This window comes from Micromonospora yongxingensis, from assembly GCF_052601155.1.
On sequence record NZ_JBQXEO010000002.1, the window covers coordinates 220,600 to 237,146 of the forward strand.

Annotated in this window: 16 protein-coding genes and 2 tRNA genes; 8 read left to right on the forward strand and 10 right to left on the reverse strand. The window is 74.5% G+C overall.

All coding sequences use genetic code 11. The annotated features are described in order from the left end of the window. Window positions 1-53 precede the first annotated feature (53 nt). Both ACTWLT_RS04185 and ACTWLT_RS04190 read right to left on the reverse strand, forming a co-directional pair. Window positions 54-632, reverse strand: coding sequence for a Clp protease N-terminal domain-containing protein (locus ACTWLT_RS04185; RefSeq protein WP_445317212.1), 579 nt, complete (start codon window positions 630-632; stop codon window positions 54-56). Continuing rightward, window positions 632-868, reverse strand: a complete 237-nt coding sequence (locus ACTWLT_RS04190; protein ID WP_252416449.1) for a helix-turn-helix domain-containing protein — start codon at window positions 866-868, stop codon at window positions 632-634. Before ACTWLT_RS04190 ends, ACTWLT_RS04185 begins: the two co-directional genes overlap by 1 nt. Before the next feature lie 164 nt (window positions 869-1,032). Here ACTWLT_RS04190 and ACTWLT_RS04195 point away from each other — a divergent pair, with 164 nt between their 5' ends. From ACTWLT_RS04195 to ACTWLT_RS04215, 5 genes are all read left to right on the forward strand, one after another. Next, on the forward strand, window positions 1,033-1,893 hold the full coding sequence (locus ACTWLT_RS04195) for a universal stress protein (protein WP_445317213.1): 861 nt from the start codon (window positions 1,033-1,035) through the stop codon (window positions 1,891-1,893). 72 nt (window positions 1,894-1,965) lie between these two features. Then, window positions 1,966-4,359, forward strand: a complete 2,394-nt coding sequence (locus tag ACTWLT_RS04200; RefSeq protein ID WP_445317214.1) for a phosphoketolase family protein — start codon at window positions 1,966-1,968, stop codon at window positions 4,357-4,359. A gap of 10 nt (window positions 4,360-4,369) precedes the next feature. Beyond that, window positions 4,370-5,215 carry a universal stress protein gene (locus tag ACTWLT_RS04205; RefSeq protein WP_252416452.1) on the forward strand — a complete coding sequence of 282 codons (846 nt, stop codon included), beginning with the start codon at window positions 4,370-4,372 and terminating at the stop codon, window positions 5,213-5,215. 138 nt (window positions 5,216-5,353) lie between these two features. Then, a complete protein-coding gene (locus tag ACTWLT_RS04210; RefSeq protein WP_445317395.1) occupies window positions 5,354-6,349 on the forward strand; it encodes an Acg family FMN-binding oxidoreductase in 996 nt (331 codons plus the stop codon). Window positions 6,350-6,444: 95 nt separating this feature from the next. Beyond that, window positions 6,445-8,121, forward strand: a complete 1,677-nt coding sequence (locus ACTWLT_RS04215) for a sensor histidine kinase (RefSeq protein WP_445317396.1) — start codon at window positions 6,445-6,447, stop codon at window positions 8,119-8,121. A 9-nt stretch (window positions 8,122-8,130) separates the two neighbouring features. On the opposite strand, the gene ACTWLT_RS04220 is transcribed toward ACTWLT_RS04215, so the two are convergent. Then, entirely contained in the window at window positions 8,131-8,769 is a 639-nt protein-coding gene (locus ACTWLT_RS04220; protein WP_445317215.1) for a response regulator, read from the reverse strand. Window positions 8,770-8,990: 221 nt separating this feature from the next. Here ACTWLT_RS04220 and ACTWLT_RS04225 point away from each other — a divergent pair, with 221 nt between their 5' ends. After that, on the forward strand, window positions 8,991-9,965 hold the full coding sequence (locus tag ACTWLT_RS04225) for an Acg family FMN-binding oxidoreductase (RefSeq protein ID WP_445317216.1): 975 nt from the start codon (window positions 8,991-8,993) through the stop codon (window positions 9,963-9,965). A gap of 32 nt (window positions 9,966-9,997) precedes the next feature. Here the strand turns inward: ACTWLT_RS04225 and ACTWLT_RS04230 are convergent, their stop codons facing one another. The 4 genes from ACTWLT_RS04230 to ACTWLT_RS04245 form a co-directional block, all read right to left on the reverse strand. After that, entirely contained in the window at window positions 9,998-10,990 is a 993-nt protein-coding gene (locus ACTWLT_RS04230) for an NAD-dependent epimerase/dehydratase family protein (RefSeq protein WP_445317217.1), read from the reverse strand. A gap of 79 nt (window positions 10,991-11,069) precedes the next feature. Next, window positions 11,070-11,726 carry a TOPRIM nucleotidyl transferase/hydrolase domain-containing protein gene (locus ACTWLT_RS04235; protein WP_445317218.1) on the reverse strand — a complete coding sequence of 219 codons (657 nt, stop codon included), beginning with the start codon at window positions 11,724-11,726 and terminating at the stop codon, window positions 11,070-11,072. A 129-nt stretch (window positions 11,727-11,855) separates the two neighbouring features. Beyond that, window positions 11,856-11,930: transfer RNA gene (locus tag ACTWLT_RS04240), tRNA-Val, on the reverse strand. A gap of 46 nt (window positions 11,931-11,976) precedes the next feature. Then, window positions 11,977-12,049: transfer RNA gene (locus tag ACTWLT_RS04245), tRNA-Gly, on the reverse strand. Between the two features lie 147 nt (window positions 12,050-12,196). On the opposite strand from ACTWLT_RS04245, the gene ACTWLT_RS04250 reads away from it, so the two are divergent. Then, window positions 12,197-12,466: a DUF6458 family protein gene (locus ACTWLT_RS04250; protein WP_445317219.1), complete on the forward strand. Its 270-nt coding sequence runs from the start codon at window positions 12,197-12,199 to the stop codon at window positions 12,464-12,466. Window positions 12,467-12,550: 84 nt separating this feature from the next. Here ACTWLT_RS04250 and ACTWLT_RS04255 read toward each other — a convergent pair whose 3' ends face one another. Further along, window positions 12,551-13,366, reverse strand: coding sequence for an isocitrate lyase/PEP mutase family protein (locus tag ACTWLT_RS04255; protein ID WP_445317220.1), 816 nt, complete (start codon window positions 13,364-13,366; stop codon window positions 12,551-12,553). A gap of 70 nt (window positions 13,367-13,436) precedes the next feature. On the opposite strand from ACTWLT_RS04255, the gene ACTWLT_RS04260 reads away from it, so the two are divergent. Next, a complete protein-coding gene (locus ACTWLT_RS04260; protein ID WP_445317221.1) occupies window positions 13,437-14,417 on the forward strand; it encodes an ArsR/SmtB family transcription factor in 981 nt (326 codons plus the stop codon). A gap of 51 nt (window positions 14,418-14,468) precedes the next feature. Here ACTWLT_RS04260 and ACTWLT_RS04265 read toward each other — a convergent pair whose 3' ends face one another. Further along, on the reverse strand, window positions 14,469-15,425 hold the full coding sequence (locus tag ACTWLT_RS04265) for an NADP-dependent oxidoreductase (RefSeq protein WP_445317222.1): 957 nt from the start codon (window positions 15,423-15,425) through the stop codon (window positions 14,469-14,471). Between the two features lie 23 nt (window positions 15,426-15,448). Continuing rightward, window positions 15,449-16,546: a Gfo/Idh/MocA family protein gene (locus tag ACTWLT_RS04270; protein ID WP_445317223.1), complete on the reverse strand. Its 1,098-nt coding sequence runs from the start codon at window positions 16,544-16,546 to the stop codon at window positions 15,449-15,451. Window position 16,547 lies beyond the last annotated feature (1 nt).

The window sequence follows — 16,547 nt, forward strand, 5'->3', positions numbered from 1 at the left end:
AAGTGCCACAGACAGGTTTCAACGCGTCCGCCGCCGTTTCACCACGACCGCTGTCAGGCCGCCGTCCGCAGCGCGCTCTCGACCCGCCGGCGCAGGTCGTCGAGGTCGGCCCCGGCCTCGGTGAGCACCAGCGCGCCCAGCCCCTGGCCCTCGCGGAGCACGCCGAGCAGGATGTGCTCGGTGCCGATGTGGTTGTGGCGCAACCGCAGCGCCTCGCGCAGCGACAACTCCAGCACCTTCTTGGAGCGGGGCGAGAACGGCCCGCCGAGGAAGCGCCGGCGGCCCCAGCGGCGTCGCGGTGCCGGCACGGCCTCGCGCAGGGCGTCCGGCCCGAAGGACTGCTCGATGCGGGCCACGATGGCGGCCAGGTCGATGCCGATCTCGCGCAGCGCCGCCGCGTCCGCGTCGCCGAGGCCGGCGCCCCCGTTGGCGGCGTGCCGGCGGACCCGCTCGCGCAGGTCGTCGGCGCGGACGCCGGCGTCGGCCAGCACCCGACTGGCCAGCCCGGCCTCGTCGGCCACGAGGGCGAGCAGCAGGTGCTCGGTGCCGACCGGGCGCTGGCCCTCGGCCCGTGCCTCCTCCACCGCCTGCCGGACCACGCCGCGCGCCCGGTCGGTGAACCGTTCGAACATCACGCCTCCCACGATTGATTGACCGCCGGCCGCCCGGCGTGCTTCTTGTGCACCGCCTGCCGGCTGACCTCGAGCGCGTCGGCGATGTCCTGCCAGGACCAGCCCTGTCGGCGGGCGTTGTCCACCTGGACCACCTCGAGTCGCTCGAGCAGCCGGCGCAGCGCGCGGACGGCGCGCAGCCCGACCCGGGGGTCGGTGCTGCCGGCTGCCGCCGCGAGTTCCGTCGCCTGACTCATGTCGTCAACATACGTTGACAGCGCCACTCTGTCAACCCCAGTTGACGAGATCCCTCGACCGTCGCCGGCACCGCCCGATCCCGCCCGCCGCCGTTACCGCCCGACTACCCTCGGTCAGGGACAGCGTGGTCGTGCCGGGCGCGACGCCCGGGAGGTGATGTCGGATGGCCACATCCACCGATGCAGCGGTGCTGGTCGGCCTCGGCTCCGACCGCGACCTCACGGTCGTCCGGCTGGCCGCACAGGAGGCCGCCGCACACGGCCGGCCGCTGCACCTGCTGCACACCTTCGACTGGCAGGCTGCCTTCGCCGCGGACACCGTCGCCGCGCCCCGGGACCAGGCCGAGGATCTGATCACCCGGGCCGCCCAACTCGCCCACGAGGTGGAGCCGGGACTGACCGTACGCGGCGAGATCATCGAGAGCGCGACGCTGCCCACGCTGATCCGCCGGTCCGAGGTGGCCTTCCTGCTCGCGGTCGGCGACAGCGGGATGGCCGGCAGCGGCGAGTGCGTCCCGTCCGACACGATCGCCGTCCAGCTCGCCGCGCGGGCCGGCTGCCCTCTGCTGGTGGTGCGCGGCGAGCAGCCACCGGAGGGTCCGGTGCTGGTCGGGGTGGACGGTTCACCCAGCTCGAACCTCGCCCTGGAGTGGGCCCTCGAATGCGCCGCCCTGCGCTGCGCCCGGTTGCTGGCGCTGCGCGTGGTCGAACCCGACGAGGACGCCGAAGCGGTCACCGACGCGCTCACGAAGGTGGTGGCCCACTACACCGCCCGGCGCAGCGAGGTGCCGACCGAGTGCCGTGTCGTCAAGGGCGACCCAGGCCAGGTGCTGGTCGACATGGCCCGCTCGGCGCAGGTGGCGCTCGTCGCCGCCCGCGGTGACGAGCCGGGACGGGGCATGCTCGGAGCGGTCGCCCAGTCGCTGCTCTACCACGCTCCGGCCCCCGTGATCGTCGTCCGTGGGCTGGCCGAGGCGCCGCTGACCAGGTCTGCCGCCCACCCCGACCGGGACCAACGGCCCTGACGCGGGACCGCCGGCAGTGGCGAGGCTGGACTTCGGATGCCCCACTCCCCTATCTGCGAGAGGCTCAGCATCATGGACACCGCTCTCGACGCGAACCGTTCGCTGACCGACGACGAGCTGCGCCGGCTGGACGCCTACTGGCGAGCCGCGAACTACCTCACCGTCGGGCAGATCTACCTGCTGGGCAACCCGCTGCTGCGTGAGCCGCTGACCACCGACGACATCAAGCCCCGGCTGCTCGGCCACTGGGGCACCAGCCCCGGGCTCAACCTGATCTACGCCCACCTCAACCGGGTGATCGTGGCGCGCGACCTGAACGCCATGCTGGTCACCGGACCCGGGCACGGCGGCCCGGCCATCGTGGCCAACACCTGGCTGGAGGGCACCTGGTCGGAGCGCTACCACGACGTGTCGCGCGACGAGGCCGGGATGGCCCGGCTGTTCCGGCAGTTCTCCTTCCCCGGCGGCATCCCCAGCCACGTGGCGGCGGAGGTGCCGGGCTCGATCCACGAGGGCGGCGAGCTGGGGTACGCGCTGAGCCACGCCTACGGCGCGGCCTTCGACCACCCCGACCTGGTGGTGGCCTGCGTGATCGGCGACGGCGAGGCGGAGACCGGGCCGCTGGCCGGCAGTTGGCTGTCCACCGTCTTCCTCAACCCGGCCCGTGACGGCGCGGTGCTGCCCATCCTGCACCTCAACGGCTACAAGATCGCCAACCCGACCGTGCTGGCCCGGATCCCCGAGTCGGACCTGCTCGACATCCTGCGCGGCTCGGGCTACCAGCCGTACGTGGTGGCCGGCGACGACCCCGCCGAGGTGCACCGCGCGCTCGCCGCGACGCTGGACCGGGCACTGGACGAGATCAGCGCGATCCAGCTCGCGGCCCGCTCCGGCGGCGTCGTCGAACGCCCCCGCTGGCCGATGATCGTCCTACGGACGCCGAAGGGCTGGACCGGCCCGCGCGAGGTCGACGGCACACAGGTGGAGGGCACCTACCGCGCCCACCAGGTGCCCCTGTCGCAGGTGCGGACCAACCCCGCGCACCTGGCCGAGCTGGAGCACTGGCTGCGCAGCTACCGCCCGGAGGAGCTGTTCGACGCCACCGGCGCCCCGGTGGACGACCTGTGCACGCTGCCGCCGCACGGTGACCGGAGGATGAGCGCCAACCCGGTCACCAACGGCGGGGTGGTGCTGCGCGACCTGACCCTGCCGGACTTCCGCGAGTACGGCGTCGACGTCCCCCAGCCGGGCGAGCCGATGGCCGGCGCGACCGGGGTGCTCGGCGCGTGGATCCGGGACGTCATCGCCGCCAACCCGCAGACGTTCCGGCTGTTCGGCCCGGACGAGGTCGCCTCCAACCGGCTGGACGCCGCCTTCGAGATGACCGACCGGGCCTGGGTGGGCGGCACGATGCCCGGCGACGACCACCTCTCCCCGGACGGCCGGGTGATGGAGGTGCTCTCCGAGCACCTGTGCCAGGGTTGGCTGGAGGGCTACCTGCTGACCGGCCGGCACGGCGTGTTCACCAGCTACGAGGCGTTCATCCACATCGTCGACTCGATGCTCAACCAGCACGCCAAGTGGCTGAAGGTGACCCGCGCCATCCCCTGGCGCCAGCCCCTCGCCTCCCTGAACTACCTGCTGTCCAGCCACGTCTGGCGGCAGGACCACAACGGCTTCTCCCACCAGGACCCGGGCTTCATCGACCACGTCGTGAACAAGAAGGCCGAGGTGGTCCGGGTCTACCTGCCTCCGGACGCCAACACACTGCTCGCGACCATGGACCACTGCCTGCGCAGCCGGCACTACATCAACGTGGTGGTGGCCGGCAAGCAACCGGCGCCGAACTGGATGACGATGACCGAGGCCATCCAGCACACCCGGCGCGGCCTGGGCATCTGGAAGTGGGCCAGCAGCGACGACGGCAACGAGCCGGACGTGGTGCTCGCCTGCTGCGGGGACGTGCCCACGCTGGAGGCGCTGGCCGCCGCCGACCTGCTGCGCCGGCACCTGCCGGACCTGCGGGTGCGGCTGGTCAACGTGGTGGACCTGATGCGGCTCCAACCGCCCACCGAGCATCCGCACGGCCTGCCCGACAACGAGTTCGACACCATCTTCACCGCGGACCGGCCGATCATCTTCGCCTACCACGGCTATCCGTGGCTGATCCACCGGCTCACCTACCGGCGCACCAACCACGACAACCTGCACGTGCGCGGCTACAAGGAGGAGGGCACCACCACCACCCCGTTCGACATGGTGATGCTCAACGACCTGGACCGCTTCCACCTGGTCATCGACGTCATCGACCGGGTGCCCGGGCTGGCCGCCCGTGCCGCGTACCTGCGCCAGCAGATGATCGACGCCCGGCAGTCGGCGCGCGACTACACCCGCCGCCACGGCGAGGACGACCCCCAGGTCGCCGAGTGGCGCTGGGTCCGGGAAACCGACCCGACCAACCCCTGAGGAGGACGACGTGCGTGACGCGGAGATCCTGGTCGGCTACGACGGCTCCACCGACGCGTCCGTGGCCCTGGACTGGGCGCTGGACGAGGCCGAGCGCAGCGGCCAGCCGGTGCGGCTGGCGTACGTCTTCGAATGGCTGACCGTGGCCAGCTGGGTCGGCCCGGGTGTGGCGCCCGGCATCTGGCCCGACGACACCGCCCGGCGGCAGGTGGAGGAGCTGGTCCGCGACGCGGCGGCGCAGGCCGGCGCCGCGCACCCCGGGCTCACCGTCACCGGCGAGGTGTACGACGGGCCCCCGGCCCTGATCCTGCAGGAACGCTCGGCCGAGGCCGGGCTGCTGGTGCTCGGCAGCCGCGGCCACGGCGGGTTCGGTGGGCTTCTGGCCGGGTCGACGGCCGTGGCGGTCGCCGCGCACGCGCACTGCCCGGTCGTGGTGGTCCGGGACGGCGCGGGCAGCGCACCGGGCGGGCCGGTGGCGGTCGGGGTGGACGGGTCGGAGCCGTCGCTGGTGGCGCTCGGCTTCGCGGCGGAACGAGCGGCCCAGCGGCGGGTGCCGCTGCGCGTGCTGCACGCGTGGACCCAGGGTCCCGGCGGGGCGGCCGGTGTGCCGGACGAGCGGGCGGCGGTGGAGCAGGCGCTGGAGCCGTGGCGGCGGACGTTCCCGGAGCTGGCGGTGACCGTCGACCTGGTGGCGGGCAGCCCGGCGGCGACACTCGTCGACGCCAGCCAGCAGGCGGCACTGGTGGTGGTCGGCAGCCGGGGTCGGGGCGGGCTCGCGGGGATGCTGCTCGGCTCGGTCAGCCAGCAGGTCATCCAGCACGCGCACTGTCCGGTCGCCGTGGTCCGGGAACGCTGACCCCGGGCGTGACGTCCCGGTCGCCCGGGACCTACGACCCGTGCGGCACCGCCACGGATGCCACAGGATGGAGGCGGCACCAACGCGGAGCGCCGCCGCCCGGAGGCACGGGTGGGCAGAGACGGAGAGGTCGTGACCATGAGTCAGGAGAGCCAGCTGACCACCGCGCTGGCGGAGGCCGCCGCGACCGCAGGGCACGCCCCCTCGGTGCACAACACCCAGCCGTGGCGCTGGCGGGTGCTGCCCGACGCCCTGGAGCTGCGCACCGTCGCCGACCGGCAGCTCGCGGCCACCGACCCGGAGGGCCGGCTGCTCGCGATCAGCTGCGGCACCGCCCTGCACCACGCCCGGCTGGCTCTGGCCGCCGAGGGGTGGCGCGCCGTGGTGGAGCGGCTGCCCGACCCGAGCGACCGCGAACTGCTGGCCCGGCTGACCACCTCGGGCCGCGTGGCGCCCGAGCCGGACGCCATGCGGATGGTGCAGTGCATGCAGGTCCGACACACCGACCGGCGGCCGGTCAGCGACGAGCCGGTGCCCACCGCCGCGGTCGGCGAGATCACCCGGGCGGTCGCCGCCGAGGGCGCCCGGCTGCAGATCCTCGACGGCGAGCAGGTGCTGGAGCTGGCCGCCGCGGCCGGTCACGCCGACACGGTCGAGGCCGAGGACCCACGGCTGCGCGCCGAGCTGGCGTACTGGACCAGCCGTGCCGGCACGGGCACCGGGCTACCGCCGGAGGTGCTGCCCCAGCAGCGTCCGCAGACCACCGTGCCGGCCCGTGACTTCGGCCAACCGGGCGGCCTGCCGGTCGGGCCCGGCCACGACCGTGCCGCCGTGTACGCGCTGCTCTACGGCGACGAGGACGAGCGGGACAGCTGGCTGCGCGCCGGCGAGGCGCTCTCCGCCGCCTGGCTGACCGCCACCCGGCTCGGTGTCTCGGTGGTCCCGCTCAGCTCGGCCGTCGAGGTGGAGGGCACCCGGCAGACCCTGCGGCAGCTGCTCGCCGGGCTCGGCTTCCCGTACCTCGTGCTGCGCCTGGGTATCGCGGACCCGGAGCACGCGGGCCCGCCGCACACCCCACGGCTGACCACCGAGCAGGTGGTCGACACCACGGCGGTACGCGGCGAGCGGAGCTGACCGGTCCGGCCAGCGGCGGCCGGCGCTACCATCGCGCGGTGACCAGCAGCGTCCCACCACCTCGCCAGGAAACGCCGGTGACGCCGTCACTCGGGCTGAGCCCGCTGTCCCGCGTCCACCTCGACGAGTTGCTCCAGGAGATGCTGGACCGGGTCGGGGAGGTCGTCACCAGCCGGGAGCGGCTGCGTGCCCTGCTCGACGCGGTGGTCGGCATCGGCACCAACCTGGATCTGCGCAGCACCCTGCAACGGATCGTGCAGGCCGCGTGCGAGCTGGTCGGCGCCCGGTACGGCGCCCTGGGCGTGGTCGGCCCGGACCGGCTGCTGCACGACTTCATCGTCCACGGCATCTCCCCCGAGCTGCGCGCGCAGATCGGTGACCTGCCGCACGGGCGGGGGGTGCTCGGCCTGCTCATCGACGATCCCCGGCCGCTGCGGATGCCGGACATCACCCAGCACCCCCGCTCCTACGGCTTCCCCGCCAACCACCCGCCGATGCACAGCTTCCTGGGTGTGCCGGTGCGCATCCGCGACCAGGTGTTCGGCAATCTCTACCTGGCAGAGAAGCAGGGCGGGGCGCAGTTCACCGAGGACGACGAGGAGATCGTGGTCGCGCTCGCCGCCGCGGCCGGCGTGGCCATCGAGAACGCCCGACTGTACGCCCTGGCGCACCGGCGGGAACGCTGGCTCGCCGCGACCGCCGAGATCACCTCGGTGCTGCTCGGCGAGGTACGCCGCACGGACGCGCTGGCGCTGGTCGCCCGCCGCGCCCGGGAGGTCGCCGAGGCGGAACTGGCGCTGGTGCTGCTCTACGACCCCGACACCGCGCAGTTCACCGTCGAGGTGGTCGACGGCACCGACGAGCAGTCGCGGGCGCTGGTCGGCACGGTCGTGCCGGCCGCCGACACCAGCTTCGGCGCGGCGGTCGCGCAGGGCCGGCACGACGAGGTGGACGACCTCGCGCACGCCGCACCGTGGCCGGCGCTGCTGCACACCGGGCCGGCGGTGATCTCACCACTGGCCACCGCCGAGACCCTGCACGGCGTGCTGGTCGTGGCACACCGCCCGGAGCGCGGCGGGGGCGCCAGCGAGGACGACGTGGCCCTGCTGGGCAGCTTCGCCGGCCAGGCCGCGCTGGCCATGGAGCGGGCCCGCGGCCAGGAGGAGCGGGAGCTGCTCGTGGTCCTGGAGGACCGCGAGCGGATCGCCCGCGACCTGCACGACGTGGTGATCCAGCGACTCTTCGCCACCGGCCTGCAACTGCAGAGCGCCGCGCCGATGATGACCCGCCCGGAGGTGGCCAGGCGGATCAACGCGGCCGTCGACGATCTGGACGCCACCATCCGGGACATCCGCCGGACCATCTTCGAGCTGCGCACGCCGATGACCGCGGCGCTGCGGACCGAGATCCGCGAGGCGATCGAGGTGGCTGCCGAGTCACTGGGCCACAAGCCCCGCCTGGAGCTGACCGGGCCGGTGGACAGCGCCGTCCCGGACGCGGTGCGCCCGGACCTCACCGCCGTGCTGCGCGAGGCGCTGTCCAACACGGTCCGCCACGCGCAGGCCGACCACGTCGACGTCGCCGTACGCGTCGAGGCCGGCCACGTCACCGTCACGGTCGCCGACGACGGGGTGGGCTGCGACCCGGGTGCCGCCCGGGGCGGGCTGGTCAACCTCCGTGAACGCGCCGAACGCCACGGGGGTGGCTTCACGATCCGCCCGGTCGAGCCGCACGGCACCGAGGTGAGCTGGTCGGTGCCGCTGCGCGACTGACCGGCCGGGTCAGGGCGTCTTGCCGAGCAGCCGGGTGGCCAGCACCGCCGCCTGCGTGCGGCGCTCCAGGCCCAGCTTGGCCAGCACGCTGGAGACGTAGTTCTTCACCGTCTTCTCGGCCAGGAACATCTTCCCGGCGATCTCCCGGTTGGTCATCCCCTCCGCGACGTACTCCAGGATCCGCCGCTCCTGCTCGGTGAGCGACTTCAACTCGCGGGGCTGCTCGACGCCGTTGCGGATGCGTTCCAGCACCCGGGTGGTGATCGCCGGGTCGAGCAGCGACTGCCCGGCCGCCACCCGGCGCACCGCGTCGACGAGGTCGGTGCCGCGGATCTGCTTGAGCACGTACCCGGCGGCACCCGCCATGATTGCCGCGAACAGCGCCTCGTCGTCCTCGTACGAGGTGAGGATCAGGCCCTTGATGGACGAGTCGACGGCGCGTACGTCACGGCACACGTCGATGCCGTTGCCGTCGGGCAGGCGCGCGTCGAGGATCGCGACGTCCGGCCGCAACGCCGGAATGAGACGTGCCGCCTCCTGCGCGGAGCCGGACTCGCCGACCACCTCGATGTCGCCGCTGCTCTGCAACAGGTCGGCCAGGCCACGGCGGACGACCTCATGGTCGTCGAGGAGGAACACCCGGATCATGTCCCCTTTCTACCCGTGACCTCAGGTCGGATGCACGGGCCGAAGGTCCCGACAACGCGGTCCGGCCCCGCCGACGGTGGGCGGACCGGGCGGAGGGCGGTCGGACCCGACGGCTCGGGACGTCCGGCCCTGTCCGCCGCCCACCCGGCGGGCGGACGGTGGGGGTACGCCGGCCGTCGCGGCTGCAGCGGCGCCGGCTCCACCGGAGAGGAACAGCTGGCATGGACATCGGCTACACCGCGGCCCACCTGCGGGCCGCCGCCGTGGACGCGGTGCGGGCGCCATCCCTGCACAACACCCAGCCGTGGCGGTTGCGGCTGCGTGACGGCGGGATCGAGGTGCTGGCCGACCCGGCCCGCCGGCTGCCGGCGACCGACCCGAGCGGGTGGGGTGTGCGGATGGCCTGCGGCGCGGCGCTGTTCAACCTGCGGATCGCGCTGGCCGTGGCCGGCATACCGGCCCGGGTGCGGCTGCGTCCGGACCCGGCCGAGCCGGACCTGCTGGCCCGGCTGGTGCCGGACCTCCCGCGCCGACCCACCCCGTCGGAGCAGAGCCTGTACGCCGCCGTCGCACGCCGGTTCAGCAACCGGATGCCGTTCTGGCCGAACCCGGTGCCGGCGGACGCCCGGTGGCGGCTCGGCGAGGCGGCCCGCGCCGAGCAGTGCTGGCTGGAGATGCTGATCGGGGTGAGCGCGGTCGCCGCGTTCGGTGAGATCGCCCGCAGCGCGCACCGGGTGCTGGAGCGCGACCCCGCCTACCGGGCGGAGCGCGAGCGGTGGCTACGCCGGGAGCCCGCGCCCGACGGCGTACCCGTCTCGGCCGGCGGGCCGCAGAGCGAGCCGCAGGACGTGCTGCCGGCGCGCGGCTTCGGCGGCCGGGACCGGGCGCCGGGGCGGGACTTCGAGCCGGAACCGCTGGTGGCGGTGCTCGGCTCGGTGGGGAACACCGCCGTGGACCAGGTGATCGCCGGCCAGGCCCTGCAACGGGTGCTGCTGACGGCCACCGACGCCGGGCTCAGCGTGTCGATGCTCTCCCAGCCGATCGAGGTGCCCGGCGCGCGGGAGCAGCTGCGGCTGTCGCTGGGCCGGTTCGGCACACCGCAGATGGTGCTGCGGGTCGGCTACGGCCAGCCCGGCCGACCGACTCCGCGCCGCGGCGTCGACGAGGTGCTGGACCTGCCGGTGGTGCCGGTCTGAGCCGGCACCACCACCCCCGATCGACGCGCCGTTCAGGCGGCGAGCAGCGCCGCCTCCCGCGCGGGGTCGAGGCCCACCGGCGCGCGGGCCGGCCGGCCGGCGCGCGGCGGCACCGACCCCACCGCACGCAGCCAGCGCCAGGTGTCGGCGACGGTCTCGGCCACCGGGCGGCAGCTCAGCCCCGCCGCGTACGCCTTCTGCACGCCGCGCTCCTGCAACCACCGGAACTCGTGACCTTCCGGGATCCAGATGGGCAGGTCGTTCCAGGGGATCACGCCGGCGGCGAGGATCGACGCCGGGTCGGTCCAGCGCAGCCGGGCGTCGGAGCCGGTCACCGCGACGACCGCGTCGAGCAGTTCGCCCATCGTGGTGTGCCCCGGGTGGCTGATGACGTTGAAGGCACCGCCGACACCTTCGGCCGCCCGGTCCAGCGTCCACGCGGCCAGGTCGCGGACGTCGATGTACTGCACGGGCAGGTCCGCGGGGCCGGGCGCGAGCACGTCCCCGCCCCGGGCCACGCGCTGCAGCCACCAGGGCAGCCGGCCGATGTCCTCCCCCGGCCCGAGGATCAGCCCGGCCCGCACCAGCAGCGCCCGCTCCCCGTACACCTCCGTGGCGGCCAGCTCCCCGCCGGCCTTGCACTGCGCGTAGTCTCCCCCGTCGGCGTCGGCGGACGCCTCCACGGTGGGCGCGTCCTCGCCCACCTGCGCCGCCACGGGCACGGCGTAGACCGAGCCACTGGAGATGTAGGCGTAGTGCGGGACCGCACCGGCCAGCGCGCGGGCCGCGTCCCGTACCGCCCGTGGCGCGCTGTCCCAGGTGTCGACCACCAGGTCCCACTCGCCGCCCGCCAGCGCCGCCAGGCCGTCCGGCGCGGTCCGGTCACCCCGCAACCGGTGTACGCCCGGCGGGACCGCGCCGTGCACCCCCCGGTTGAACACCGTCACCGACCAGCCCCGGCGTACCGCTTCGGTCACCGTCGCCCCGCCCACGAAACCCGTCCCGCCCAGCACCAGCAGTCTCATGCGGTCCACCCTGCCGGGTCACAACGGCGGGCGGCACCCACGTTCACCGTCAGCGGATCTCCCCACAGCAGAACTCCGCCTACCCGGCGAGCAGGTGGTCCAGCGGTCGCGGGACGGACGCCGGGTCGAGGGCGCGCACGAGCGCGCGGGCGTACCGGGCCTTGCGGCCGCTCATCGTGCCCATGAAGCGCCGCAGTTGCCGCTCGACCGGCCGCCCCCGCTGCGCCGGCTGGTTCTGGAAGACCCGGAACCTGGTCAGGTCCCTCTCCGCCGCGAGGACCTGTTCGACGCCCGTGCTGCCGAGGGCGCGGATCAGCTCGTCCTCCAGGTCGGCGACGCACACGTAGAAGCCGAGCGCCTCCATCGCCGAGCGGGTCAGGCCACCGCCCAGGCCCGCCTGCTCGAGCCCGCGCCGGAAGTAGCTCTCCTCGGCCTCGTCGCAGAGCCCCCGCACACCCAGGGCGAGCCCCTGCGCGCCGAAGAGCCGCAGGAACCGACCGACGCTCATCGCGCCCCCCATCGACACGACGCACACGCCCTCGTCGATCAGGTCACGGTCGCGCCGCGCGGCCAGCGCCTCCACCGCGTACAGGTCGCTGACGCCCTCGACGAGCACGACGGTGGCCAGGCGACCGTCACGGGCCAACTCACGGGCGACCGTTGCCGCCGCCGGGGCATCCGTGCCGCCAGCCGCCCAGGCGGCGACGGCGGCTCGGAAACGGTCCGGCTCTCGCACAGGTCAGAGTCTGGCAACGGGTCGATGCGGACCGCCACCGGTTTGTCGGCCGGCGGGAACCTGACCGGGTACGAGGAACGGCCCGTCACCGGACGTCCGGTGACGAGCCGCCTGGGATGCTCATCGAACTGGTGGGCGATACTGGGTTTGAACCAGTGACCTCTTCCGTGTCAGGGAAGCGCGCTCCCACTGCGCCAATCGCCCGTGGTGACCGCCCGGCCCGGCAACCAGGCTCGTGGGGCGGATCGCGAGCGGACGACGGGATTCGAACCCGCGACCCTCACCTTGGCAAGGTGATGCGCTACCAGCTGCGCTACGTCCGCACGTCCCGGCAAGCGCCGGCGACGGGTGAACTCTACCCGACGCCAAGATCGCTGCACCCGGCGCCCTCGGGCCGGGGCGATTGCGCTGGTGGGCGACGGGGTACTGAAGAACCTCGACAGCGCACCACATCCCCTAAGGAGGCTGTCGTGGGTATCGGCACCAGCATCTTCCTCATCGCGCTCGGCGCGATCCTCACCTTCGCCCTGGACGCGAGCGTCGGCGGCATCAACCTCGACGTGGTCGGCTGGATCCTGATGGCGGCCGGTGTCCTCGGCCTGATCATGACCACGCTGGTCTGGGGTCGCCGCCGCGAGGTGGTCACCACCACCGAGCAGCCGGTCGAGTACCGGCGGGTCGAGGAGCCGGTGGAGTACCGCCGGGTCGAGGAGCGTCGGGACACCGCCCCGCCGCTGTGACACGACCGCCGGCCGTCGCCGGAGGAGCACGCGCCACGGCCGGCCGCCCCGATCGGGGTGGCCGGCCCGTGGCAACCCCGCCGCTCAGCGCATCAACGCGTTGAGCGTGCCGTAGTCGAGGGCATCGGCCAGCGCTCCGTACGTGCCCGCGCCGAACGCCTCGTCCGCCGCCCGGCGGGCCACCGCGTACGCGCCCTCCGCAACCGCCGAGCCGAGACTCACCCGGGCCACCCCCAGCTTGGCCAGCTCCCCCACCGTCGGCGCCCCCGGCCCGACGAGCACGTTCAGCGGCGCCGGAATCGCCTCGACCAACTGCCGGATGACGGCCGGGTCGACCACGCCGGGCACGAACACCCCGTCCGCCCCGGCGGCCAGGTAGGCCGACGCCCGGGCCACTGTCTCGCCGACGTCCCCACCGCCGCGCAGGAACGTGTCGATCCGGGCGTTCAGGTACAGGGGCACCCCGGCGCCGTGGCCAGCGGATCGGACCGCCGCGAGTCGCGCGCACTGCTCGTCCACCGGGCGCAGTGGCTCCCCGCCGTCGTACCGCGCGTCCTCGACGTTGACCCCGACGGCGCCGGCGGCCAGCACCGCGCGGACGGTGTCACCCACCTCCGCCGGGGTCCTTCCGTAGCCGGACTCGATGTCGGCGCTGACCGGCAGCGGCACCGCGGCGGCGACCCGCCGGATCAGCTCGACGGCGTCGTCGCGGTCGAGCGCGTCGCCGTCGGGAGAACCCAGGCTCCAGGCGACGCCGGCGCTGGTGGTGGCCACGGCGCTGGCTCCGGCGGCGGCCACGACCCGGGCGCTCGCCGCGTCCCAGGCGTTGACGAGGACGAGCGGCGAACCGGGGATGTGCAGGGAACGGAAGAGCTCTGCTCGGCTCTGGTGATCGGTCACCGGGCAAGTCTCGGCCGGCCCGGGCCCGGGCAGTAATGTTTCAGTCCCAGCTGAATCCACCGGGGGTGAAATGGTCGCCATCGGCCTGTCGGCGGCTGCCGTCGCCCGCATCCGGTTCGCGGTGTCGTGCCTGTGGGAGGTCGTCGCGAGCGTCCGGGTGCTGCGCGACCCGGGGGACCACGCGGTCCACCTGCCGTGGGTCCGGCGGGTCCGTCCGCCGCTGGTCGAGGCCGGGCTGGCCGGCCCGGACGGCGGGCTGCTCTGGCAGCTGGTGCCCGCCCCACCCGGCTACCTGGCCGACTTCCTCACCCCGCCGCCGGTCGGGCTCACCCCGGACCTGGCCGCCGAACTGGCCGCCCTGCGCGCCACCCCGGACGCCACCGTCCGCGCGCACCTGGACCTGTACCCGGGTGACCGCACCCCCGCGCTCGCCGCCCTGTACGCCGACCCGCCCGCCGGGTTGCGCCGGCTCACCGGGGAGATCGAGGCGTACTGGCGGATCGCCCTGGCCCCGCACTGGCCGCGACTGCGGTTGCTGCTCGACGCCGACGTCGCCGCCCGCGCCCGCCGGCTGGCCGAGGACGGGGCGGCCGAGCTCCTCAACGACCTGCACCAGCAGGTCCGGTGGGAGGACGACACCCTGCTCGTCGCGCAGCGACACTGCCTCGCCCCGGACATCGCGGACGGGCCGGGCCTGGTGCTGGTCCCGTCGGCCTTCGTCTGGCCGTCGGTGCTGAGCGTCTCCACAGCGGATGCTCCGCAGCTCGCCTATCCGGCCCGAGGGCTCGGCACGCTGTGGGAGCGCCCGGACGGCGTCCCGGACGCGCTGGCAGCGGTGGTCGGCCGCGGGCGGGCCCGCTTGCTCACCGAACTGGCCGCGCCGACGAGCACCACGGAGCTGGCCCGACGCACCGGGATGTCGGCCGGCGGGGTCTCCCAACACCTCACCGCGCTACGGGCGGCGGGCCTGGTGGTGACGCACCGCCGGGGTCGGACGCTGCTCAGCACCCGCACCGACCTCGCCGAGGCGCTGCTCTCCGCTGCCGCCTAGGGCGGCGGCCGCCCCGCCGGCAACGCCGCGTGCCGCCCCCGGTTGCCGGCGTCAGAACTCGATGATGAGCCGACCGCGCACCCCGCCGGCCTCAAGGAGCCGGTGCGCCCGGACGGACTCCTCGGGCGGGAACCGGCCGGCGACGCGCAGGGTCAGGCCGCCCCCCTCGGCGAGCCGCCGGAGCAGGTCGAGCTTGTCGCGGCGTCCGTCGTAGTCGTGCACGAACGTCGCCACCAGGGTGACGTCCGGACGGGCGGCCCGGGCCAGCTCCGCCGGGGCCGGCCCACCGCGGAGCAGGGCCACGGCGCCGCCGGCACGGATCGCCGGCAGCAGCGCGGGGCCGACCAGCGCGGCGTCGACGGCGGCGTCGACGCCGTCCGGGACGTGCTCACGGAAGCGCTCGGCGACGCCCGGGCCCCGGGTCACCGTCACGTCGGCGCCGAGCGCGGCGACCAACTCCGCGTCACCCGGCGCCGCGTCGGCCAGCACGTGGTGGCCGGCGGCCTTGCCGAGCTGTACGGCGTACCCGCCGACGCCGCCGGCGGCGCCGGTGACGGCGAGGGAGCTGCCGGGCGGTAGCCGTAGCTGGTCCAGGGCTCGCAGGGCGGTCAGCCCGTTCATCGGAAGGGTGGCCGCCTCGGCAGCCGACGATCCGACCGGCGCAGGTGCCACCCAGGACTCCGGGAGCACGACCCACTCGGCGTACCCGCCGCCCGCCGGGCGGGTCGGGTTGATCATCGCCATCACCAGGTCACCCGGGGCGAGTTCACCGCTGGTGCCGGGACCGACCTCGTCGATGGTGCCGGCGACGTCCAGCCCGGGGAGGAGCGGATCGGTGCCACGGAGCCGCACCGCCGTCGCACCCGCCCGGATCAGCGTGTCCGCCGGGTTGACGGCGGCCGCGCGTACCCGGATGCGTACCTCGCCGGGGCCGGCGTGGGGCGTGGGAACCTCGACCACCCGCAGCACCTCGGGCCCGCCGTGGCGCAACAGTCCGACCGCTCTCATTGTTGACTCCTCTGCGACAAGATTCAGACCAGGGACTGGGTCGTGCCGGTGGCGGAGGCCCGCTCGACCGCGTCGATGAGCCGGTGCCGACCCAGGGCGTGCGCGAAGTCGGGGACGGTCCGGATGTCGTCGGCCAGGTCCCGGGCGAGCTGCCGGTAGAGTCGCGCCACACCACCGGCGACGGAACGGCTCAGCTCGGCGGGCACGCCGTCCAGGTAGGACGCCGGGACCTCCAGCGGCCTGACCGCGCCGTCCGTGCCCCGACCGCCGGCGAGGGTGAGCTGCGCGACCTGCACGTTGCCCCAGTCGGCGGTCAGCACCAGGTCGCCCTCGGTGCCGTTGATCTCCCATCGGAAGTTGTCCCCACGGGACGCGCCACCCCGGTAGAAGACGGACGCGGCCGCGCCGCCGGTGAGGGTGCCGATCACCGCGACCTGGTCGGGCACGGTGACCGGGATGCTGCTGCCGTCGGCGAGCGTCGCCTGCTTCCGGCCGACGACGAGGTTCGCGGCCACCGAGTCGAACTCGCCGAGCACGACGTGCAGTGGGTCGAGGGCGTGCAGCGTGGCCGAGGTGAGCGGGGACGCGCCGTTGGCGTTGTCGAACCAGTACGCCTGGGCGGGGTCGGCCACCGCACCGCCCCAGGCCATTCCGGAGCCGACCATCGTGGTGCCGAGCACCGTGCCGACGTACCCGTCGCGGATCAGGTCCCGGGCGAGGCGAACCTCGGGGGCGTAGCGGCCCTGGAGCCCGACCACGGTGCGGACGCCGGCCTTCGCCGCCTGGTCGGCCAACTGCTGGGCCTCGGCCAGGCCGTTGCCCAGCGGCCACTCGCTGTAGACCATCTTGCCCGCGTCGAGGGCGGCGGAGATGAGCTTGAGGTGCTCGGTGACCTTCACCGACACGACGACGAGGTCGACGTCGGGATGGGCGATGAGCTGCCGGTGGTCGTGGTACGCGGGCACGCCGTACTTCGCCGCCGCGGCCTGCGCGCTGCTGGCGCGGGACGTGCTGACCGCGCGGAGCGCGAACTCGGGTGTCGCGGCGATGGCGGGCACGTGCGCGATGGAGGCCCATCCGCTGGTGCTCGCGCCGATGATGCCGACGCCGGTCGGGGTCATG